Raw genomic sequence first — 22,100 nt, forward strand, 5'->3', positions numbered from 1 at the left:
GATTAGGCACGGGCCGCCCGCCGGGCAGGAAGGACGGCGGCCAGCACCGCGGCCAGGGCGGCCAGGCCGACGAACCCGGCCAGCTGGCCGAGCGGCACGTCCAGCTGCGGCTGGATGGCACCGAAGGCCGCCTTCGTGGTCAGCCACCCGTACAGCACGCCGAACGCCACCCCGCCCAGCGCCCCGGCCAGGGCCATGAGCAGCGCCTCGGTCAGCAGCGTGGCCCGCAGCTGGCCCCGGGTCAGGCCGAGCGCCCGCACCAGCCACGACTCCCGGGCCCGCTCCAGCACCGACAGCGCGAGCGTGTTGCCGATCCCGATGACCGCGATGACCAGGGCGAACGCCAGCAGCGCGGCGAGGATCGCGATCATCTGGTCGATCTCGGCATTGCGCTGCTCGCGCACCTCCCGCAGGTCGGCCACCTGGACGAGCGGGCGGGCCGCGAGGGCGTCGTCGAGCCGCTGCCGGGCGGTCGCCGCGGGCTGCCCGGGTGCCGTCTTGACCAGCACCAGCGCGTCGTCGTGGACGTCGGGGAAGAGCACGGCGAAGTCGGCCGCGGCGAGCACGACGTCCCCGGCGAGGCTGGCGCTCTGCGGCACGGCGGCCACGGTGACCGTGAGCCGGCGGTCCCCGGCGACGAGGTCGAGCCGCTGCCCGACCACGGCGTGCACGTTCCCGGCGGCGGCCACGTTCGCGGTGCCGGGGGCGACGCCGGCCGAGTCGAGCGTGCCGACCAGCACGTCACCGGCCTCGCCCAGGCGGACCGGCTCGGCGGACGGGAAGCCCGCGGCGCGCACCTCGCCCGCGACCGCGGCCGGCAGCAGCTTGCCCGGGACCGCCGGGGTGAGCACGTAGTCCACCGGGAACGCCCGGTTGAGCTGGGCGTCGGCGGTGCGGTTGGCGGTGGCGGCGACGGTCCCGCCGCCGGTCATCAGGGCCACCCCGATGAGCAGGGTCGCCGTGGTGGCCGCGGTCCGGCCCGGGTTGCGCGCCGCGTTCGCCGTCGCCATCCGGGCCGGCACCCCGAACAGCCGCCCGGGCAGCCAGCCGAGGCCCCGCACGACCGGCCCGGCGAGCCGGGGCGTGAGCAGCAGCAGGGCGGCGAAGTTGCCGATCCCGCCGAGCATGACCAGCACCATCGCCCCGAGCGCGCCGCCGGTACCGCGTACGCCCGCCACGGTCACCGCGGTGCCCGCGAGCGCGGCGAGGACGGCGAGGATCAGCGAGGTACGACGGAAGGCTCCTGATTCGGCGACGGCGGCCCGCAATGCGGCGATGGGCCGGACCCGCGACGCGCGCAGGGCCGGTCCGACCGCCGCTGCGACGGTGACCAGCAGCCCGAGCGCCGGCCCGGCCAGCAGCGGCGGCACGGTGAGCACCACGCCACCCGCCGGGAGCCCGAGCAGCGGCGAGAAGCGGGACAGGCCGAAGGCGACGAGCACGCCGAGCCCGGTGCCGAGGACCGCGCCGACCAGCCCGACCAGCGCCGCCTCCCTGAGCACCCGCCGGAACACCTGCCCGCGCCCCGCCCCGACGCAGCGCAGCAGCGCCGTCTCCCGCAGCCGCTGGGCCATCAGGATGGTGAACGTGTTCACGATGACGAACCCGGCCACGAGCACCGCGACCAGCGCGAACAGGCCGAGCCCGACGAGCAGCCCGCCGAGTTGCCCGGAGGCCTCCTTGGCCAGGTCGTCGCGGAGCTGGCGGCCGGTGCGCGCCCGCGCGTCGAGACCGGCCCCGATCCGGTCCCGCACGGCGTCCGCGGACGCGCCGGGCTTCAGGGTGGCGACGACCTCGCGGTAGCCGGCGGCGCCGGTGAGCCGGGTCAGCTCGGCGTCGGTGACGACCACGGTGGAGCTGCGCCCGCCGCGGAAGCCGGTGACGTCGACGATCCCGACCAGCCGCAGGGTCTGCCGCCGCTCCCCCGCGTCGACCACGGTGAGCTGGTCGCCGACGGCCACGCCGATCCGCCCGGCGGTACGCGCGTCGAGCGCCGCCTCCCCGCCCGCCGCCGGCAACCGTCCATCGTGGAGGTCGAACGGGCGCAGCGGCGCGACGGTGCCGGCGTTGATGCCGTAGCCGGGCTCGCCGATGTCGGTCACGACCCGGCCCCGCTTGTCCAGCAACGGCAGCCGCTCGGCCCGCCGCCCGTCGGCCGCGGCCACCCCGGCGTCGGCCCGGGCGGTGTCCAGGGTGGACGGTGCGAGCCGGGCGTCGCCGCGGGCGGTGAGGGCGGCCCCGACGTTGCGGGCGGCGCGGGCGTACTCGTCGTACAGCGCGGCCTGCGCCGTGTCCCGGTAGACGAGCGTGCCGGCGACGAAGGCGACGGCCAGTACCACGGCGATGAGGGTCGGGATCAGACGCCGCTGCACGTCAGCCGCCCAGCTTGCGCAGGCCGGCCAGCACCGAGTCAGCGTCCGGGCGCTGGATCTCGTCGACGATCCGGCCGTCGGCCAGCAGCACCGCGCGGTCCGCGTAGCCGGCCGCGACCGGGTCGTGGGTCACCATGACGACGGTCTGGCCCAGCTCGCGCACGCTGCGCCGCAGGAAGTCCAGCAGGTCGGCCCCGGAGCGCGAGTCGAGGTTGCCGGTCGGCTCGTCGGCGAAGATCACGTCGGGCCGGCTCAGCAGCGCCCGCGCGCACGCGACGCGCTGCTGCTGCCCGCCGGACAGCTCGGACGGCCGGTGCCGCAGCCGGTCGGCCAACCCCAGCGTGGTGACGAGTTCGCGCAGCCGCACCGGGTCCGGCTTCCGCCCGGCCAGGTCGAGCGGCAGCGTGATGTTCTGCTCGGCGGTCAGCGTCGGCAGCAGGTTGAACGACTGGAACACGAAGCCGATCCGCTCCCGCCGCAGCCGGGTCAGCGCCCGGTCGGACAGCCCGGTGATCTCCGTGCCGCCGATGCGCACCGACCCGCCGTCGACCGCGTCCAGCCCGGCCAGGCAGTGCATGAGCGTCGACTTGCCGGAGCCCGACGGCCCCATCACGGCGGTGAACTCCCCGGCCGCGAACTCGACCCCGACCCCGTCGAGGGCCCGCACGGCGGTGTCGCCGGACCCGTACACCTTCACCACGTCGGCGGCCCGCACCGCCACACCAGAGTTCGTCACGATCCGTAACGCTATTGACGCCAAAGCCCGCCGTCGTCCACGCAAGGTCGTACTACTTAAGCACGACGTACAACCCCGGTGCGGTCTTGAGGGGGTGTGGGTGGAGCGAAGCTCCCCCACTGTTTTTCAGGACATCAAACGGTAGACGCCGCTGCCAAGGCGCCCATACAGCGCGAGACCTAAGCCTGGATCCACCGATGGGCCCTGAGGTGCGCGTGTCGCGAAGCATTGCATCGATGTGTGCTGATTGTGTTGGTCGGTGGGCGTGATGGACACGCCGGCGCGCCGGCGTGCTCCGTGGCGAGGGTGGGCCCGGGGTGGGCGGTTGGTCCGGGTCAGGCCGGGACGGGTGGTGCGTGGACTCGGTCGAAGAGGGTCTGCCACGAGTGCTGCCAGGGCCAGTGGGTGGGCAGGTGCAGGATGAGGCGGCGGGCTCGGCGGGCCAGCCGGGCTGGGACGGTGATCAGCTGGCGGCGGATGGTAGCGGCTCGGGCGGTGGCGTAGCGGGGGCTGGTCAGGCAGCCGGCCGCGCGCAGCAGGTTGTGGGTCATCGCGGCGAGGCTCAGCCAGGCGGCGTTGGCGGCGAACCGGCCCGAAGGTAGATGTGCGAGGGGCCCGTCGATGAGGTCGGCGAAGACCTGTTCGACGACGGCGTGGCCGCGGTGGGTCAGATCAGCATCCACGGTGGATTCCGTGGTGTCGGTGAGGAAGGCGTGATACCGCCACATCGGGAACAACGCCTCCTGGCCTTCGGGGGCGGGGTTGCGTTCCTTGACCCGGCGCACGACGAGGCGGGCGGTGATCTTGTGGCGGGTGGACTCGAATGCGGTGTAGACGGTTTCGGCGACCTCGGCCTCGGAGATCCAGCATCCGGTGTCGGCGTCGTAGACGGCACCGGGGTAGCGCACCGGCGTCCACGCCTGCTCGTCGATCCCGGTGATCGCGGCGCGGAGTTTGGGGTTGGACTGCAGGGTGAGGGAGAAGTTCGCTCCGGCGTTGCGGCAGGCGGTGGCCACGGGGCCGGAGCCGAACGCCGAGTCGGCCCGGACCAGGATCCGGCCGGTGGCGCCGCACGACCGCGCGGTGGCGATCGCCTGACGCACGAGGGACGCCGCGCCGCGGGCGGAGCCGGCGTTGCCGCCCCGCAGCCGGGTCGCCGCGATCACCGGCGCCGCGGTGGCGGTGCTGATCGTGGCCACCAGCGGGGACAGGCCGCGCAGGCGCACGCGGTAGCCACCGACCTTGGCGTGGCCGAACGCGGCGCCCTGCTTGGCGTGACCGTAGACCCGCCGCAGCAACGAGTCCACGTCGACATACGTCTGCCTGCCCGCATCGGGCAGCAGCGGTGTCGCCGCGGCGAGGGCGGCCAGCAGGTCCCGGGCAGCGGCCTCCAACTGCAGGGCGTGGCCCCAGGTGAAGAACCGCAGGAACGACCCCAGCGTCGAGGGCGCGTACACCCCGGCGAACAGCATGGCCATCCCACCGTGCCGCAGTACGTCCAGGTCGTCGATGCTGTCCGCGCCAGCCGCCATCCCGGCCACGACCGCGGCGGCTTTGGCGCCCGCGTTCGACCCTGTGGACAGATCCGGCCGCACCCGGGATGCGACCAGCCCGGCCAGATCGACCTGCTCGGCCAGACCCATCACCGGCACCAGGCCGGCACACGACACCAGATTCGCCTCGTCGAACACCGCATCGACCGCGCGGCGAGCATGCAACAATCGCACCTACGAGATGCCCTCTCGACCAGGGTGATGGAAGCGTAGAGAACTCCCATCCTTCCAGGTCAGAGGGCATTTCCCATACCCTCGCACCTCACAACGTGACCGTTGGTCGGTGGATCGAGGCTAAGCGCGATCAGCTCAGCCTCGGTGGGTGTTACGACATCACACGGTATGCGAGATCAGATCAGCCACAGTGGACGGCGCCGGCATCGCGGCGATTTCGGCTGCCAGCTCGGCCGCGCGAACGTGGTAGCCGTCATCAGAGAGAAGCTTGGACGCCTCGATGCGCACGGCGGACGCGCAGCGCTCCGGGAACGGGACGCTGCGGGCGGCGCCGGCCGCGGTGAGCCGTTCGGCGATGGCGAACTGGTCGCACATCTGCGGCATCAGGAGCTGCGGCCGGCCGATGGTCAGGGCCGCCATCGAGCTGCCCGAGCCGCCGTGGTGCACGAACAGCGCGCAGCCCGGCAGCACCTGGTTGTGCGGGATCCAGCCGATCCGCCGCACGTCGTCGGGCAGCCCGGTCAGGTTGTGCACGCCGGCGCCGGACACCACGATCTCGACGTCGAGGCCGTGCAGGCCGTGCACGGCGGCGGTGAGGCCGTCGACCCCCTCCGGGATCGGCACGGTGCCCATCGACACGCACACGCGCGGGCGCGACGGGGCCTCCAACAGCCAATTCGGGATGGTGCAGGCCGCGTTGTACGGCACGTACCGCATCGGCGTCCCGCCCGGCACGGAGCCGAGACTCGGCGGGCAGGTGTCGATGGTGAGCGCCGGTGGATCGACCGTGATCCCGCCGTACAATATGGACAGTCGCGAGTGGACTTTGGCCAGCGCGGCCCGGTGCACCTCTGGCGGGACCGGCAGCCCCCAGTGCTGCAGCACCCACGGGATCCCGGCCCGGGTGGCGGCGAGTGGGCCGGAGTATTCGACGGGCTCGGTGACGACCACGTCCGGCCGCCACGCCCGCACGAGCGCGTCGACGTCGTCGCGGGTGCGCTCGGCGAGGGCGACGAACACGTCCAGGTCGAGCTCCTCGTTGCCGCCGAGGTCGAGCCCGGCCGGCCAGAGCTCGAAGAACGAGGCGTCACCGCCGACCACGGCCGCCGTCAGCCCGGCCCGGCGGACCTGTTGGTGCAGTGGCTGCGGTACGGCCACCAGCACCTGATCCCCGCGCAGGTGGTGGGCCCAGGCCAGCGGCACCATCGAGAACAGGTGCCCGGGGGCGGGATTCATGGTGAACAGGACGCGCATGTCACGCTCCGAGGGTCACGGGCAGGTCCTCGATGCCGCGCAGCATGGTGCCGGGCGCGCGGTAGCGCACCGGCCCGGCGATGCGCAGCCCCGGGAACCGGCGCAGCAGGCGGGGAAAGAGCACCTGGGCGTGCAGCCGGGCCAGCGCCGCACCCGGGCAGAAGTGCCGCCCGGCGCCGAAGCTCAGCGCCGCCCGCCCGGGCCGGCGCAGCACGTCGAAGCGCTCGGGCTTCTCCACGTACGCCGGGTCGCGGTTGGCCGCCCCGACCAGCCCGAGCACGGCCATGCCCGGCCGCACCTCGACGTCGCCGAAGCGCGCGGGCGCGGTGGCGATGCGCACCGCGACCTGCACCGGCGGCTCGTAGCGCAGGATCTCCTCGACGGCCCGCTCGGCCGTGGCGTCGTCGCCCCCGCGCACCAGGGCGGCCTCGTCGGGGTACGACAGCAGCAACCGCGCCCCGAGGGTCACCAGGCTGGCGGGCGAGTCGTAGCCGGCCCCGAACAGCAGCACCAGATCGCCGAGGTACTGTTCGCCCAGATCCGCCCGCAGCCCACGCACGATCGGCAGCAGCCCGGTCTCCGCCTGCCCGGCGAAGACCTCGAGCGCGTCGATGATCTCGTCCCCCGCGGTCGCCATCTCGCTGCGCTGCCGCGGCGTCATGAACGGCTCGAACGCCGCGGACGCGGCCCGCGCGGCCTCCCCGAGCCGCAGCGCCTCGGCGTCGGGAATGTCGAGCAGCCGCCCGGTGACGAGCGAGGCGAACGGGATCGCCAGCGCCTCGGCCAGATTCACCGTCTCCTGTACCGCCAGCCGCTCCGCCAGCGCGTCCAGGCACGATTCGGCCGTGGCGACGGTGTGCGCCCGCAACTCCTCGGCCCGACGCGGCACGAGCCGCCGGGCGAGCGCGGCGCGCAGTTCACTGTGGACGGTGCCCTCGCGCCACCCGAACGACTGGTACAGGCAGCGAATGATCCGCACGTCCCGCCAGTTCGGCGTCAGCAGCGCGGGATCCTCCCCCGGGCTGGCGAAGATCGGGTCCTGCAGCAGCCGCGACACGTCGGCGTGCCGGCTGAGCACCACGGCCGCCGTCTTGCCGGGCAGATCCACGCGCAGCACGGGCGTCCGCTCGCGCAGCGCGCGGTAGTGGGCGTACGGATCGGCGAGCGCCCGCGGCCGCACCAGGTCCACGAAGAGCCGCTCGGCGTGCCGCCGCTCCGCCTCGTCCCAGAACCGCGTCAACGCCTCGGTGGTGCGTTCCGGCTGTTCGAGGTTCGGGCTGTGCGACGCGTCGGGAATGATCTCGAGCGCGGCCCCGACGCGCTCCGCGTACCCGGCGAAGTCCCGCGCGGACCACAGCCGCTGGTCGCGGTGCCCGTGCATGAGCAGCACGGGTAGCCGCGTGGCCCGCAGGTCGGCGCCCCGGTCGGACTCGGCGGTGAGCGAGCGGAGCGCACCGTGCAGGAACGCGAGCCGCATCCCGTCGAGCCGCCGCCGCCAGAACTCCCGCCGGTCGACGTCCCGCTCGGGCACCAGCCGCCGCACGACGGGCCACATGACGGCCGCGCCCTGCAGCTTGAGCGTGGCGTCGAACCCGGCGAGCAGCCGGCGATGCTTGGCGCCGTCCATCCCGGGCCCGGCCCCGATGAGCGCCACGGACCGCAGCAGCTCCGGCTTCAGCAGCGCGGCGGCCCTTGCGACGAACCCGCCGTACGAGTGCCCGACGAGGTGCACCGGGCGCCCGATGCTCTCGAGCACGGCCACGAGATCCGCCGCGTGCCGGGCGATCGTGTGCCCCTCGGGCGACTCCTCGTCGAGCTCCGCGTAGTGCCCGCGGTAGTCGTAGGCGTAGGCGTGGTACCCGGCGCCGGCAATGCCCGGCAGCACGGGGAGGAAGTCCTCCTTGGACCCGACCACCCCCGCACACAGCACCACGGCCGCCTCCTGCTCGCGGTCGCCGCCAGGCCGCCGCACGAGCGCCGAAACGGGCCCGACGGCGGTGTCGAGCACCATCTCGGGATCACTGAGCGTGAGCACAATACGACGATAGGACCTGATCGTCCGTTTTGTACGCCTCTCGCGATACTTGCGCCCGAAAGGTCACCCCGCCCGATACTGTGCTCCGGTGACCTACATCAAGAGCGTCACCTTCGACTGCACCGACGCGCTGGCCCAGGCCACCTTCTGGGCGGCGGCCCTGGGCTCCGACGTCGACGAGGACTCAACCGCGGACCGCGCCTTCGTCGAGGCCGCCGGCTGGGGCGGCCCGAACATCTGGTTCCAGCGGGTGCCGGAGCCCAAGGCGGCCAAGAACCGCCAGCACTTCGACTTGCGCGCCCCCGGCCCCGTGGCGGACGAGGTAGCCCGCCTGGAGTCCCTCGGCGCCCGTGTCCTCCAACGCGGCGACGACCTGACGGTGATGGCCGACCCGGAGGGCAACGAGTTCTGCGTCGAGTGACCTCAGTGCAGGACGGCGTCCTCGGGCAGCGTTGGCAGGAGGGCGGCGCCGGTCAGGGGTGCCGTCTCCCCCAGGGCGGCCGGCAGCACCTCCACATGCTGGTACGTCAGCCTCCGATGCAAGGCCGCGCGCAGCGGTGGCCAGAGGGCGGGGCGGGTCAGGGCTATGGCGCCGCCCAGGGCCACCGCGTCCAGCCCCGCGCTCAGCGCGAAGTTGGCCACGCCCAAGGCCAGATCCTCGGCATAGCGCCGCCAGAACGCGGTGTCGTCGATCTCCTCCAACGGGCGGCCGAGGCGCCGGGCCAGGGCGTCGCCGCCGGTCAGGGTCTGCAGGCAGCCCGTCTGACCGCAGGAGCACGGCTCGTCGTTGCCCGGCACCAGCTGGTGGCCCGCCTCCGTGGTGAGCCAGACGCCGCCCAGCCGCAGGGCCGCGCCCACGCCGGTGGACAAGGTCAGGTACCCGCACCGCGAAAACGCCTGCAGCGAGCCCGACAGCGCCTCGCCCAGCAGGCCGCACGTGGCGTCGTGAGCAACCCGTACCGGGGTGTCCAGCAAGGTCGCGAGGTCGAGCGCCAACGGGCGGCCCTCGTACTCGCGCAGGTTCAGCGCCACCCGCACCACCCCGTCCGGCGTCAGGCGGCCGCAGAAGGAGACGCCGAGCGGGGACGCCAGCGGCGGCACCGCCGCCGCGATCATGGCCAGCTCGCGGTCGTAGGACGGCTCGGTCGGGAAGCGGGTGACAAAGCCGTCGTGCAGGACGCGGGTCCAGGTTCCGCCAATGTCCAAGGAGATCGACACAATTCATTGTAGAGGTGTGTCGATATTTGTGGGAATCTGGGCGTGGTTCACCCCACCGCCATGGAGGACCGCACATGAAGGCTCGTCTTGCCCTGCTCGCCGTCGCCTGTCTCGTGGCCGCCCAGCTCGTCAGCACCGGGGCCGCCGCTGCCACCACCGTCACGATCAACGGGTCCGCCGCCGGGCGGACGTTCGACGGTGTCGGCGCCATCTCCGGGGGCGGCGGCAACAGCCGGCTGCTCTTCGACTACCCGGAACCCCAGCGCAGCCAGATTCTCGACTACCTGTTCAAGCCCGGCTACGGGGCCGCCATGCAGATGATGAAGGTCGAGGTCGGCGGCGACACCAACTCGACCAGCGGGGCCGAGCCCAGCCACAAGCACACCGCGAGCGATCTCAACTGTAACCGCGGTTACGAGTGGTGGATGGCCGAGCAGGCCCGGGCGCGCAATCCGCAGATCAAGCTCTACGCGCTCGCCTGGGGCGCGCCGGGCTGGATCGGCAACGGGAACTTCTGGTCCGACGACATGATCAATTACTACATCAGCTTCCTGGACTGCGCGAAGAACAGCCACGGGCTGACGTTCGACTACATCGGGGGCTGGAACGAGCGCGGGTACGACAAGGGCTGGTACGAGCGGCTCAAGTCCGCGCTCAACAGCCGCGGGTACGCCAACGTCAAGGTGGTCGCCGACGACACCAGCTGGGACCCGGCCAACGACGTCGTCAGCGATCCCGCCTTCGCGGCCGCCGTGGACGTGCTGGGCTCGCACTACGTGTGCGGGTACCGGGGCACCCAGACCAACTGCCCGAGCAGTACCAACGCGATCAACAGCGGGAAGAAGGTCTGGGCCAGCGAGAACGGCTCCGACGACTACAACCTCGGCGCCGTCGCGCTGGCGCGGGGCATCAACCGCGGCTACATCGACGGGAAGATGACCGCCTACCTCAACTGGCCGGTGATCGCCGCGATCACGCCGAACATCCCGTTCCCGACGATGGGGGTGGCGCTGGCCGCGCAGCCGTGGTCCGGCAACTACTCGATCGGCAAGAACACCTGGGTGATGGCGCACACCACGCAGTTCACCGCCCCGGGCTGGCGCTACCTCGACTCGGCCTCCGGCTACCTGGGCGGCAACCGCGCCAACGGCAGCTACGTGACCATGCGCGACCCGAACAGCGGCAACTACAGCGTCGTCATCGAGACGCTGGACGCCACCGCCGCGCAGCCGTTCACCGCGACCGTCACCGGCGGGCTGTCCACCGGGTCGGTGCACGTGTGGTCGTCGCTGCTGTCCAGCGCCAACCAGGCCGACTACTTCGCGCACACCAGCGACGTGACCCCGTCCGGCGGGACGTACACGGTGACGCTCCAGCCCGGCCGGGTGTACACCCTGAGCACCACGACCGGCCAGGGCAAGGGCACCGCCACCTCCCCGGCCGCCGGCACCCTCGCGCTGCCGTACTCCGACAACTTCAACGGCTACGCGATCGGCCGCGAGGCCAAGTACCTGGCCGACATGCAGGGCGCGTTCGAGATCGCCCAGTGCGGCGGGACCACCTGCGTGCGGCAGATGTCGCCGCGGGCCCCGATCACCTGGGACGACCTCAGCGACCCCTACGCGCTGCTGGGCGACCTGAGCTGGAGCAACTACAAGGTCTCCACCGACGTGCTGCTGGAGCAGGCCGGATACGTCGAGGTCATCGGCCGGGCCGGCACCCAGCACGCGTTCGGGCCGGCCGGGCTCAACGCCTACTACCTGCGGATGTCGAACACCGGCGCGTGGAGTGTGCTGCGCAACGACGTCAACAACGCCATGACAACCCTTCGCTCCGGTACCGTCTCCGCGCCCGGCACCGGCACCTGGCACAACATCGCGCTGACCTTCTCGGGCACCACGCTCACCGCCCAGATCGACGGCGCGACGGTGGCGACGCTGACCGACGCGTCGTGGTACACCGGCCAGGTCGGCATCGGCACCAGCCAGGGCGAGACCGCCCAGTTCGACAACCTGTCGGTCACCGCCGTGTCCGGGCCGCCCCCGCCGGTCAGCGGCCAGCTCGTCTCCGCCCAGTCCGGGCGCTGCCTCGACGTGCCCGGCCAGACACAGACCAACGGCACCCAGGTCGCGATCTGGGACTGCAACGGTGGCGCCAACCAGCAATGGACCCAGGTGTCAGGGGCGCTTCGGGTGTACTCCAACAAGTGCCTCGATGTCCTGAACAACGCAACGGCGCCCGGCTCGCCGGTGGCCATCTGGGACTGCAACGGCGGGGCGAACCAGCAGTGGACCGTCGGCTCCGACGGCACCATCAAGGGCGTCCAGTCCGGCCTGTGCCTGGACGTCACCGGCCAGAACACCGCCAACGGCACGCTGGTGGAGCTCTGGACCTGCAACGGCGGCGCCAACCAGCGCTGGTCACGGTAACCGCTACTGCGCCCGGGCCTCTTCGGGGGCCCGGGCCAGGAAGTCGGCCACCAGGTCGGCGAAGCGCGGACGGCCCAGGCAGGGCTCGTTGTGGCTGGCGCCGCGCACGACGGCCGTGCGGGCGTCCGGCATGGCCGCGGCCAGCTTCTCGTTCATCTCGCGGTAGTACGCCCCGCTGCGCCCGCCCGCGGCCAGCAGGGCCCGCGCCGTGATCCCCGCGTACTCCGTGGCGGGCCCGGCGGTTGCCGCGACCTCCTCGGTCTCCAGCATCGTCCCCGGCAGCAGCTCGCCCATCATCCGGCCGACCGGCGTCTTCAGGAACAGCTTGGTGACCGCCACCCGCACGCCGAACGACAGACCGTTGAGCTTCAGGCCGCCGCTCATCACGGCCAGCGCCCGCGGCACGTCGCCGGCGTCGATGTAGGCGCGCATCCGCGGGATGAAGTCCGTCGGGAACGTGCCGTCGACGTTCACCGCCCCGTCGTACAGCACGATGTTGTCCAGCGGCAGCTCCAGCGCGGCGCGCAGCACGACCAGGCCGCCGTAGCTGTGCCCGAGCACGTTGCGGGCGCCGGTGCGCTCCAGCACCGCGGCCAGGTCGGCGATCTCGTCGTCGACCGTGTACCCCGGCGCCCGCGGCCCCGCGTCCGCCCGCCCGCGCCGGTTGTACAGGTGCACCGTGACCCGGCCGGCCAGGCGCCGGGCGAGCGGCTCGTAGTACTTCGCGGTGATCGCCCCGCCGTGCACGACCACCAGATCCACCGGATCCATGCCACCTCCTCTTATTTGCGAACGACGTTTGCAGTTTACAGTAGTGAGGTGGGGGACAGCCAGTCGATATTCCAGCGGCCGCCGCGGGGCACCCGGGGGCCCACGCCGTCGCACAGCCGCGAGGAGATCGTGGCCGTCGCGATCGGGCTGGCCGACGCCGACGGGCTCGGGGCGGTGTCGATGCGCGCGGTCGCCGCGAAGCTGGGCACCGGGGCCGGATCCCTCTACCGGTACCTCTCCTCGCGCGACGACCTGCTCGACCTCATGGCCGACGCGGTGATCGGCGACATCGCGCCGTACCCGGAGGCGGACGAGCCGCTCGACGCGCTGGTCGCCCTGGCCCGCCGGCAGCTGACCGTCTACAAGCGACACGCCTGGCTGCCCGAGGTGGTCCAGCAGACGAAGGGCTTCGGCCCCAACGCCCTCGCGTACTTGGACCACTGCATCGGCGTGCTGGCCCCGGTCCGCTGCCCGGTCACGGCCAAGTTCGAGGCGGTCGCCATGATCACCGGCGTGGTGGTGCTGTTCGCCCGGCCGCAGCCGGAGGGCCTCGGCTTCGCCGCGATCGACTTCACCAAGTACCAGAACCTGGCCGCGGCCATCCAGGAGGCGTCCTCCGGAGCCCTGAAGGCCCCGGAGGACGTACCCGACCTCTTCGAACGCGCCCTGCGCTCGTTGCTGACCGGCCTCTTGTTTCACCACACGTAGACCCCAGTGCGGTTTTGAGGGGGTGTGGGTGGAGCGAAGCTCCCCCACCGCTTTTCCGGACATAACGGTGTATGACATAGCGCCAAAGCGCCCATACAGTGGAGAGCGTTAGCGCCGGGCCCACTTCTGGGCGCCGGTGCCGTTGCAGTCGTACAGCTGCACGATGGTGCCGTTCGCGGTGCCGCTGCCGTTCACGTCGATGCACTTGCCCGAGCCGGCGCCGACGATCGTGCCGTCCGTGTTGAACGTGAACTTCTGCGCGGTGGTGACGTTGCAGTCCCAGAGCTGCACCTTGGTGCCGTTGGCGGTCCCGTTGGCGTTGATGTCGAGGCACTTGTTGCCGTACAGCCGCAGCTCCCCCGCCGCCGTGCGCGTCCACGACTGGTTGGTGCCGCCGTGGCAGTCCCAGAGGATGAGCTGGGTGCCGTTGGCGGTGCCGGCCCCGGAGGCGTCGAGGCAGCGGCCGGACTGCGGGTTCGTCACGCCGCCCGCCGCGCCGACCGGGGGCACCCCGCCGCCCTGGAGACTGGCCGGGAAGGCCTGCAGCGCGGAGTACCAGCGAGCGCCCATCTTGTCGTAGCCACCGGCGTTGGGGTGCACGCCGTCGGCCAGGTCGGCGGTGGTGATGGCCGAGTGCATGTCGACCAGGTGGGTCTTCGCGCCCTTCTGCGCGACGATGCCGGGGATCGTCGCGTTGTACGCCTGCACCCGCGACTCCAGCGTGGCGTCGCTCTCCGGGGTGATCTGGGCGACGAACAGCTCGACGTTCGGGTCGTTGGCCCGGATCTTGTCGATCAGCGCCGACAGCCGCGCGGGCGCGTTGGCGATGTCGTAGTTCTGGTTCATGTCGTTGGTGCCGATGTGCAGCAGGATCGTGCGCGGCGCGTACGAGCGCAGCCAGCCGACGATGTTCGCGTCGAGCTGGTCGATCCGCCAGCCGGAGTGGCCCTCGTGGTCGTGGTCGCCCAGGTTCGCCGGCCCGTTGAAGCCGGAGCCGACGAAGTCCGTGGTGAAGCCGCCGGCCGCGAGGCGCTGCCAGAGGTTGATCCGATAGCCGCCGGGCACGTTGTACCCGTCCGTGATCGAGTCACCCAGCGGCATGATCTTCACGCCGCCGTTCGACTCGGCGTACGCGGGCGCGGCGGCGGCGCCCAGCGCGGCGGCCACCATCGCCGCGGCCAGCCCGATGGTGGTGAGAATGCGTCGCATGCTTGTCCGTCCTCCCTGGAGGAATGGCCTGCACGCCGCCCTGGCGGAGGCGGCGTGCAGGGGTCTGGAGGGGGTCTTCGGCGCATTGATTCTCAGCGATGTCAGACGATTCGTCGACCCGGCGCACACCCACGGCGCGACGAGCGCCCCGGCCGCTGCGCCGAGCGGTCACCCATGTTCGAAAACCAGTGATCACCATTGCAATTTGGACGTCGAAGCGGCGGCCGGCGGCCGCTCGGCGCACAATCCACCGGTGGGAAACACGCTGACGATCGACTGTGGCGGCGGCGGCCTGAAGGCGGCCGTGGTCGACGACTCCGACGCGTTGGCCGGCGGCCCGATCCGGGTGCCGACGCCGTACCCGTTCCCGCCCGAGCGCTTCATCCGCGCCATGCTCGACATCGAGGCCCAGCTCCCGCCGGCCGACCGGGTGACCGTCGGCCTGCCCGGGATGATCCGCCACGGCCGGGTGGTGGCGACCCCGCACTACGTGAACCGGGCCGGCCCGCACACCCCGGTCGACCCCGAGCTGTTCGCGGCCTGGACCGGCTACGACGCCCGCGCGGCGCTGAACCGGGCGTTCGGCAAGCCGGTGCTGGTGCTCAACGACGCCGAGGTGCACGGGGCCGCCCTGGTGGTGGGCACCGGCCTGGAGCTCGTCATCACGCTCGGGACCGGGCTCGGCAACGCGCTCTTCGACGACGGGGCGCTGGCCCCGCACCTGGAGCTGTCGCACGGGCCGATCCGGCGCAAGAAGACCTACGACACGTACATCGGCGAACTCCAGCGCCGCGAGATCGGCAACGCACGCTGGTCGCGCCGGGTCCGCCGGGTCGTCGACGGGCTGCGCCCGGTGTTCCGCTGGGACCGCCTCTACATCGGCGGCGGCAACGCGGCCCTCATCGACGCCGAGCAGGTGGCCCTCCTCGGCGACGACGTGACGATCGTCCCCAACACCGCCGGCGTCACCGGCGGCGCGCGCGCCTGGAAACTGATCGGCGCCTAGCACTGTATGGGCGCCCTGGCACCGTTGGATACACCGTTATGTCCTGAAAAGCAGTGGGGGAGCTCCGCTCCACCCACACCCCCTCAAAACCGCACCGTGGCCTAGCTGCGGCTCAGGTCCAGCAGGCGCTCGCCGAGCCTTGTCACCTCGGTGCGCAGCTCGGCGGGGTGCTCGATGGTGAAATCCCAGCCCAGACCGGCCAGCATCCGGGCCATGCCGTCCAGGTGCTCGGCCCGGCACAGCAGTCGGGTCCCGTTTTCAACCGCCGCAGTTGTACCGACTGAGGCCGGCACCCGCCGCCGCACGTCCTCGATCGGGGCGTGCAGCACCACCTCGACCTCGTGCCGGTAGGGCACCGCGGCCAGGGCGCCGACGACGTGCCCGGCGGCGTCGAACGACTCGGGCGGCTCGAAGCGGTCCTCCCCCACCGTGACCGCCCCGATGCGGTCCAGCCGCAGCGTGCGCAGTTCGCCGCTGCGGTGGTCGAGGCCCGTCGCGTACCAGCGGCCGGCGTGGAAGACGACACCGTACGGGTCGAAGTCGCGCCGGGTCTCCTCGCCGCGCCACGAGCGGTACACAAGGGAAAGGCGGCGGCGATCGCGGACCGCTTCGCCGACGTCGAGCAGGTGCCGCACGTCGAACAGGCTCGCGGCCTTCGCGGGCTGGGTGAAGCCGAGGGTCGCCCGCACCGCCTGGACCCGGTCGCGCAGGGCGGACGGCAGCATCCGCTCGATCTTGGCCAGGGCGGACGCCCGCGCGGAGGCGCCGACGCCGAGCCCGAGCCGCTCGGCCGCGACCAGCCCGAGGACCACGGCCACGGCCTCGTCGTCGCCCAGCATCAGGGGCGGGAGGCGGAAACCGGGCGCGAGCCGGTACCCGCCGTACCGTCCGCGCTCCGCCGACACCGGCAACCCCAGATCGGCCAGCGCGGCGGCATAACGGCGCACCGTCCGCTCGTCGATCCCGAGCCGCTCCGCCAGCTGCGGCCCGGTGAGCCCCGGCTGCGCCTGCAGCACTTCCAGCAGCGCGAGCACCCGCCCGGTGGACTGTGACACGGGTCACCACCCTCATCAGGGCGGAAAGTGCCCTGATTCAACACTAGCGTTGCCCGCATGACGAACTTCATCCTGGTCCCCGGCATGTGGCTCGGCGCGTGGGCGTGGGACGCGGTGGCCGAGCCTTTGCGCGCGGCAGGCCACGACGTGACGGCGGTGACGCTGGGCGGCCTGGCCGAGCGGGCGGGCGAGCCGGCCACCCTGGACTCACACATCGACGACATCGTGACCGCGGCCGCCGACCGGCGCGCGCTCACACTCGTCGGCCACAGCTACGGCGGCCTCCCGGTCCGCGGCGCCGCCGACCGCCTCGGAGACCGCGTGACCCGGGTCGTCTACGTCGACAGCGGCCCGGTCCCGGACGGCACCGCCCAGGCCGACTTCAGCGGCCCGGCCGAGTCGGACGTCCCGCCGCCCTCGTACGACCCGGCCGACGACCCGCACCAGTTCGCCGGCCTGGAGGCGCACGTGGCGCAGCTGCGGGCCCGCAGCACCCCCCACCCGAAGGACAGCGTCAACGGCCGACTGCGCCTGCTCAAGCCCGAGCAGCCCCCGACCGACCTGATCGTCAGCACCTTCGCCAAGGCCGACGCCGAGCAGATGATCGCCGCCGGCCACCCGTTCTTCGCCGGCCTCGACCGCCGCGACTACCGCGTCCACGAGCTGCCGACCGGCCACTGGCCCATGTTCAGCCGCCCAGCCGACCTGGCCGCCCTGCTCGCCGCGCTCTAAAACCCGCCGCGCCGCCGCTGGTAGGACCCGGTGCGGTTTTGAGGGGGTGTGGGTGGAGCGAAGCTCCCCCACCGCTTTTCAGGACATTCGACGGTCAAACCCCGCCGCCAAGGCGCCCATACAGTGCTGAGACCTTCCAGTGCCCGTCCAGCCCCAGAGGGTTGTGAAAACCCCGCCGCCAAGGCGCTCTAAACGCGCTTGTAGACGGTGCCCGCGTTCGCGTCCGTGAGGGATTTCGCGGTCCATTGGTTCGAGCCGCACTCGTACGGCTGCGGGTTGTTGTGCGGCTCGACCTTTTCCGGCGCCGTCGCCTTCCCGTCGACGGCCACCGTCATCTGCACGTCGCTGCCGGTCGAGGTGAACAGGATCTCGTGGTTGGCCGTCTTGAGCTCCCACTGGTTGGCCCCGGTGAACGTGGCGTCGACCTTGTGCCCGTCGGCGGTCTGGCCCGAGTACTTCGTCTGGCTGAAGTCCTCGACACCCTTGCCGTCCACGGTGATTTTCCAGGTTCGGCCGCCGCCGCTGAGGTTGACCTGGCCCAGCGGCTTGCCGCCGATGGTCACGTCACTCAGGTCGAACAGCGCGCTGTACTGCGACTGCTTCCAGTTCCCGATCAGGCACGAGTCCACCGGCCCGACCTGCGCGTTCGCCGTGGCCGCGGGCGACGCCGCGGTGGTCGCCGGGACGGAGGCGACCGGCGGCTCGTCGCCCTTGCCGCGGACCACCACCACCACGACGACGGCGACCGCCACCACGGCGAGCACGGCCAAGCTGGCGATGAGCGCGATCAGCCCGCTGCTCCGCCGGGGCGGCGGGGGCGGCTGAAACGGCGCGGGCTGGTAGGCAGGCTGCTGGTACGGCTGCTGCTGCGGCGGCGCCGAGTACGGCTGCGCGTAGGGCACGGCCGAGTACGGCTGCTGCGGCGGGTACTGCCCCGTGTACTCCTCACCGACCGGCGAGACCTCGTAATGCTCGTACGGTTGCGACACGATTCCTCCCCCGTTGTCACTCTTCCGGGTTCGAGGATGTCACAACCGCGAATGTAAGCTTCACCGCCCGCCCGCAGGTCCCCGCCCCGGCGGGGCCCGACGCATTGAGCTGTGTCGAAGCGCTTGCTTCAATCCGCCCGACGGTGAACGAGCCGGAGGGAGCGCATCATGCGGTGGCGGTTGATGTCCACGGTATCGGCGGTACTGGCCTTGCTGGCCGCCTCGGTCGCGCTCGCGCTGCCGAGCCGGGCGGCGGCGGCCCCGGTGCGGATCATGCCCCTCGGCGACTCGATCACCGGCTCGCCCGGCTGCTGGCGGGCGTTGCTCTGGCAGCAGCTGCAGGCCGGCGGGTACACGAACATCGACTTCGTCGGGACGCAGGCGCCGCAGGGCTGCGCGGTGCCGTACGACGGGGACGGCGAGGGTCACGGCGGCGCCCTGGTGACCGCGGTGGCCGACCAGAACCAGCTCGTCGGCTGGCTCGCCGCCACCCACCCGGACGTGGTGCTCATGCACTTCGGGACCAACGACGTGTGGAGCAACCGGAGCACCGACACGATCCTCGCCGCGTACTCGAAGCTCGTCGACCAGATGCGCGCCAGCAACCCCGCGATGCGCATCCTGGTGGCCCAGATCATCCCGATGAACCCGTCGACGTGCCCGGAGTGCGCGCAGCGGGTGGTGGCGCTGAACGCGGCCATCCCGGGCTGGGCGGCCGCCCGGACGACGGCGGCCTCCCCGATCGTCGTGGTGGACCAGTGGACCGGCTTCAACACCGCGACCGACACCGGCGACGGCGTGCACCCCAACGACGCCGGCAACCAGAAGATGGCCGCCCGCTGGTATCCGGCACTCGCCAAAGCCCTCGGCAACACGACGCCCACGAGCCCATCAGCAAGCCCGTCATCAAGCTCGTCATCAAGCTCGTCATCCGGAAGCGGTGGATGCAGCGCCACGTACAAGGTGACGAACCAGTGGCCCGGCGGCTTCCAGGCCGACGTCACGGTGCGCAACGCGGGCACCGCGGCCATCAAGGGCTGGACGCTGAGGTGGAGTTTCACCGGCGGGGAGACGGTGAACCAGGCCTGGAACGCGACGGTGACCCAGTCCGGCGCCGCGGTGACCGCGACCAACGTCAACTGGAACGGCGCCCTGGCCCCCAACGCCTCGGCGACGTTCGGGCTCATCGGCAACGGCACCGGCGGTACGCCCGCGGTGACCTGCGCGGCGAGCTAGGAGACCAGGGCGAAGCCACCCCGGGCCAGGAGATCCGCGAATTCCCGCTCCGGCACCGGGCGGGAGAAGTGGAAGCCCTGGCCGATCGGGCAGCCCAGGCGCGCCAGCTCGCGGGCCTGGGCGGCGTCCTCGATGCCCTCGGCGACGACCTGCAGGTCGAGCGCCTGGGCCAGGTCGAGGATCGCGCGGGCCAGGGCCGAGTGCTCCGGCCCGCGCGCCACGCCGTCGACGAACGGCTTGGGGATCTTCAGGATGTCGATCGGGAAGGTGTGCAGGCGGGACAGCGAGGAGTACCCGGTGCCGAAGTCGTCGACGGCCAGCCGCACGCCGAGGGACTTCAGCTCGGCCAGGCGGCTCGCGGCCACCTCGGCGTCCTCGCTCAGCAGCGACTCGGTGATCTCCAGGGTCAGCTGCTCCGGGTCGAGGCCGCTGTGCAGGAGGGTCTGCTGGACGTACAACGTGACGGCCGGGTCCTGCACCTGCCGCGGTGACAGGTTGACGCTGATCTTCGGGCGGGCCCCGTCGACCGGCCAGCCGGCGGCGGTGCGGCAGGCGGCACCGAGCACCTCGTAGCCGAGCGGCAGGATGAGGCCGGTCTCCTCGGCGAGCGGGATGAACCGGTCCGGCGGGATGAGGCCCTTCTGCGGGTGCGGCCAGCGGACCAGCGCCTCCGCCCCGGTGATGGAACCGTCGCGGAGGTCGACGAACGGCTGGTAGTACACGAGCAGCTCATGCCGCTCGATGGCGCCGCGCAGGTCCTCGGCCAGGTCCAGCTTCTCCAGGAGGCCGGCCTGCATGCTCGGGGCGAAGTAGGCGTAGCGGTTGCGGCCCTGCCGCTTCGCCATGTGCATCGCGACGTCGGCGTTGCGCAGGAGCTCGTCGGCGTCCGGCGGGCGGTCCGGGTCGGGCAGCGCGATGCCGACGCTGGCCTGCGGCTGGATCTCGCGGCCGCCCACGCTGATCGGGCGGCGCATGGTGGTGAGCACGCGCTCGGCCACCCGCGCGGCCTCGGCGGCGTCGTCGAGGTGCTCCAGCAGCATCGCGAACTCGTCGCCCCCGAGCCGCGCGGCGGTGTCGGCCGAGCGCAGGCAGGAGCGGAGCCGATCGGCCGTGGTGCGCAGCAGCGCGTCGCCGGCGGCGTGGCCGAGCGAGTCGTTGACGGTCTTGAAGTCGTCGAGGTCGACGATCAGAAGGGCGATGTGTCGGTACGGCGTGCCGCGCCGTTCCAGCGCGTGATGGATACGGTCGGCGAGCAGGGCCCGGTTCGCCAGCCCGGTCAGCCCGTCGTGGAACGCCTGGTGCGTGAGCTGCTCCTCGAGGGCCTTGCGCTCGGTGATGTCCCGGGTGGTGAAGAGGTACCCGCGCTCGTCGCCGTCGTCGACCGCCCGCCCGCTCGTCTCGGTGAGCACGAACCCGCCGTCGGCGCGGCGCAGCCGGCACTCGACCGGGCCCACCTGGCCGTTCGCCTGCCGGGTGGCCAGCAGGAGCCGCACGCGGTCGCGGTCGTCCGGGTGCACCAGGTCGGTGAGCGGGCGGCCGAGCACCGCGGCCGGCTCCTCGCCGAGCAGGGAGCGGATGGAGGGCGTGACGTACTGGATGATCCCGTCGGGCCGGCAGATCGACAGCAGGTCGGTGACCTGCTCGGTGAGGCGCTGGAAGCGGCCCTCGGCGCGCTGGCGCTGCCCCTCCCGCAGCACGTTGACCACGTCGGCCAGCCGCACCAGGACGAGCACGAACAGCGCGCAGGAGGCGGTCAGGAACACGGCGAGTTCGGTCGTGGCCGCGGACTTGACGGTGATGACGATCGGGATGAGCAGCGCGGCCACCGCCAGCAGCACCGCGACCCGGCCGCTGGACAGCCGGGGCGGGCCGGGCGGCAGCGGCTCGTCGACGCGGCGCATGTCGGGGTGCAGGGCCGAACACCCGGCGCTGAGGTAGAAGGCGATCCAGACCACGTCGACCCAGCTGCCGGCGTGAAAGTTCCCGCGCAGCGACTGCCACGTGAAGACGGCATCCGCGGCGAGCAGGCAGGCCAGTCCGAGAAACAGGAGCCGCATGGGTGTACCGCGAGCAGTGCCGCGCCCGCCGCTCAGCCGCGCCATCACCGCGAGGACGAGGACGTCGCCGAACGGGTACGAAAGCGCCACGATCCGCTCGCCGGTGCCGCTGGTGGCGCTGGCCAGGTACGGCTCGATGAGGAACACCCAGGTCAGCAGCGCCCCGCCGACGGTGACGATGGTGCCGTCGATCAGCGCCGCGCGGTCGCCGCCGGGGCTCTGCCGGCGCACCAGGATGGCCAGGGCGACGGCCAGGCACGGGTACAGCACGAAGTAGAACACGTCGGCCAGCCCCGGCCCGGGCGCGGCGCGGCCGTGCACGAGCTGGGGCCAGTAGAACAGCGCCTCGCCGACCGAGTACGACACCAGCCCGCTCGCCGCCAGCCACCACGGCAGCGGCCGCGGCGGCCGGTGCACGGCGATCCCGACCGCGATGGCCACCGCCGAGGACAGGGCGATGGCCACCCAGATCACGGTGCGCAGCGGCGAGTCGGGCGTCAGGAAGTACACGACGCCCAGCACCACGCCGACGGCGGCGTACGCGCGCAGCAGCACTCGACCCCCTC

The 22,100-nt window shown here is 72.4% G+C and carries 17 protein-coding genes; 6 read left to right on the forward strand and 11 right to left on the reverse strand.

The genetic code is table 11. The features are described from left to right. Window positions 1–2: 2 nt before the first annotated feature. From ACQP00_RS40045 to ACQP00_RS40065, 5 genes are all read right to left on the reverse strand, one after another. Entirely contained in the window at window positions 3–2,372 is a 2,370-nt protein-coding gene (locus ACQP00_RS40045; RefSeq protein WP_433206724.1) for an ABC transporter permease, read from the reverse strand. A gap of 1 nt (window position 2,373) precedes the next feature. Next, window positions 2,374–3,108, reverse strand: coding sequence for an ABC transporter ATP-binding protein (locus tag ACQP00_RS40050; RefSeq protein WP_433206727.1), 735 nt, complete (start codon window positions 3,106–3,108; stop codon window positions 2,374–2,376). A 335-nt stretch (window positions 3,109–3,443) separates the two neighbouring features. Next, window positions 3,444–4,835 (reverse strand): IS1380 family transposase, encoded by a 1,392-nt coding sequence (locus tag ACQP00_RS40055; RefSeq protein ID WP_433206730.1) that lies wholly within the window; start codon window positions 4,833–4,835, stop codon window positions 3,444–3,446. 159 nt (window positions 4,836–4,994) lie between these two features. Beyond that, window positions 4,995–6,089 carry a nucleotide disphospho-sugar-binding domain-containing protein gene (locus ACQP00_RS40060; RefSeq protein ID WP_433206733.1) on the reverse strand — a complete coding sequence of 365 codons (1,095 nt, stop codon included), beginning with the start codon at window positions 6,087–6,089 and terminating at the stop codon, window positions 4,995–4,997. 1 nt (window position 6,090) lies between these two features. Beyond that, window positions 6,091–8,124, reverse strand: coding sequence for an alpha/beta fold hydrolase (locus ACQP00_RS40065; protein ID WP_433206736.1), 2,034 nt, complete (start codon window positions 8,122–8,124; stop codon window positions 6,091–6,093). A gap of 88 nt (window positions 8,125–8,212) precedes the next feature. On the opposite strand from ACQP00_RS40065, the gene ACQP00_RS40070 reads away from it, so the two are divergent. Continuing rightward, a complete protein-coding gene (locus tag ACQP00_RS40070) occupies window positions 8,213–8,545 on the forward strand; it encodes a VOC family protein (RefSeq protein ID WP_433206740.1) in 333 nt (110 codons plus the stop codon). Between the two features lie 2 nt (window positions 8,546–8,547). On the opposite strand, the gene ACQP00_RS40075 is transcribed toward ACQP00_RS40070, so the two are convergent. After that, a complete protein-coding gene (locus tag ACQP00_RS40075; RefSeq protein WP_433206743.1) occupies window positions 8,548–9,342 on the reverse strand; it encodes an ROK family protein in 795 nt (264 codons plus the stop codon). A gap of 74 nt (window positions 9,343–9,416) precedes the next feature. Between ACQP00_RS40075 and ACQP00_RS40080 the strand changes: the two genes are divergently transcribed. Continuing rightward, window positions 9,417–11,771, forward strand: coding sequence for a ricin-type beta-trefoil lectin domain protein (locus tag ACQP00_RS40080; RefSeq protein ID WP_433206746.1), 2,355 nt, complete (start codon window positions 9,417–9,419; stop codon window positions 11,769–11,771). Window positions 11,772–11,774: 3 nt separating this feature from the next. On the opposite strand, the gene ACQP00_RS40085 is transcribed toward ACQP00_RS40080, so the two are convergent. Further along, window positions 11,775–12,542, reverse strand: coding sequence for an alpha/beta fold hydrolase (locus ACQP00_RS40085; protein ID WP_433206749.1), 768 nt, complete (start codon window positions 12,540–12,542; stop codon window positions 11,775–11,777). Window positions 12,543–12,590: 48 nt separating this feature from the next. Here ACQP00_RS40085 and ACQP00_RS40090 point away from each other — a divergent pair, with 48 nt between their 5' ends. Further along, a complete protein-coding gene (locus ACQP00_RS40090; RefSeq protein WP_433206752.1) occupies window positions 12,591–13,250 on the forward strand; it encodes a TetR/AcrR family transcriptional regulator in 660 nt (219 codons plus the stop codon). Between the two features lie 108 nt (window positions 13,251–13,358). On the opposite strand, the gene ACQP00_RS40095 is transcribed toward ACQP00_RS40090, so the two are convergent. Beyond that, on the reverse strand, window positions 13,359–14,459 hold the full coding sequence (locus ACQP00_RS40095) for an RICIN domain-containing protein (protein WP_433206756.1): 1,101 nt from the start codon (window positions 14,457–14,459) through the stop codon (window positions 13,359–13,361). 253 nt (window positions 14,460–14,712) lie between these two features. Between ACQP00_RS40095 and ACQP00_RS40100 the strand changes: the two genes are divergently transcribed. Beyond that, window positions 14,713–15,465, forward strand: coding sequence for an ROK family protein (locus tag ACQP00_RS40100; RefSeq protein ID WP_433206759.1), 753 nt, complete (start codon window positions 14,713–14,715; stop codon window positions 15,463–15,465). 101 nt (window positions 15,466–15,566) lie between these two features. Here the strand turns inward: ACQP00_RS40100 and ACQP00_RS40105 are convergent, their stop codons facing one another. Further along, on the reverse strand, window positions 15,567–16,520 hold the full coding sequence (locus ACQP00_RS40105) for a helix-turn-helix transcriptional regulator (protein WP_433206762.1): 954 nt from the start codon (window positions 16,518–16,520) through the stop codon (window positions 15,567–15,569). Between the two features lie 57 nt (window positions 16,521–16,577). Here ACQP00_RS40105 and ACQP00_RS40110 point away from each other — a divergent pair, with 57 nt between their 5' ends. Continuing rightward, entirely contained in the window at window positions 16,578–17,252 is a 675-nt protein-coding gene (locus ACQP00_RS40110) for an alpha/beta fold hydrolase (RefSeq protein WP_433206765.1), read from the forward strand. A 188-nt stretch (window positions 17,253–17,440) separates the two neighbouring features. Here ACQP00_RS40110 and ACQP00_RS40115 read toward each other — a convergent pair whose 3' ends face one another. Beyond that, window positions 17,441–18,241, reverse strand: a complete 801-nt coding sequence (locus tag ACQP00_RS40115) for a hypothetical protein (RefSeq protein ID WP_433206768.1) — start codon at window positions 18,239–18,241, stop codon at window positions 17,441–17,443. A gap of 168 nt (window positions 18,242–18,409) precedes the next feature. Between ACQP00_RS40115 and ACQP00_RS40120 the strand changes: the two genes are divergently transcribed. Next, window positions 18,410–19,477: a cellulose binding domain-containing protein gene (locus ACQP00_RS40120; RefSeq protein WP_433206771.1), complete on the forward strand. Its 1,068-nt coding sequence runs from the start codon at window positions 18,410–18,412 to the stop codon at window positions 19,475–19,477. Here ACQP00_RS40120 and ACQP00_RS40125 read toward each other — a convergent pair. Beyond that, window positions 19,474–22,089, reverse strand: a complete 2,616-nt coding sequence (locus ACQP00_RS40125; protein ID WP_433206774.1) for a putative bifunctional diguanylate cyclase/phosphodiesterase — start codon at window positions 22,087–22,089, stop codon at window positions 19,474–19,476. The two genes, ACQP00_RS40120 and ACQP00_RS40125, sit on opposite strands and share 4 nt — an antisense overlap. Window positions 22,090–22,100: the final 11 nt, after the last annotated feature.

It is taken from the genome of Dactylosporangium sp. CS-047395 (assembly GCF_050942185.1).
GTDB lineage: Bacteria > Actinomycetota > Actinomycetes > Mycobacteriales > Micromonosporaceae > Dactylosporangium.

Bases quoted from the DNA above. Each gene is read 5' to 3' on its own strand.
- ACQP00_RS40060 (WP_433206733.1), bottom strand. From the start codon at position 6,089: ATGCGCGTCCTGTTCACCATGAATCCCGCCCCCGGGCACCTGTTCTCG.
- ACQP00_RS40080 (WP_433206746.1), top strand. From the start codon at position 9,417: ATGAAGGCTCGTCTTGCCCTGCTCGCCGTCGCCTGTCTCGTGGCCGCC.
- ACQP00_RS40085 (WP_433206749.1), bottom strand. From the start codon at position 12,542: ATGGATCCGGTGGATCTGGTGGTCGTGCACGGCGGGGCGATCACCGCG.
- ACQP00_RS40095 (WP_433206756.1), bottom strand. From the start codon at position 14,459: ATGCGACGCATTCTCACCACCATCGGGCTGGCCGCGGCGATGGTGGCC.
- ACQP00_RS40110 (WP_433206765.1), top strand. From the start codon at position 16,578: ATGACGAACTTCATCCTGGTCCCCGGCATGTGGCTCGGCGCGTGGGCG.
- ACQP00_RS40120 (WP_433206771.1), top strand. From the start codon at position 18,410: ATGCGGTGGCGGTTGATGTCCACGGTATCGGCGGTACTGGCCTTGCTG.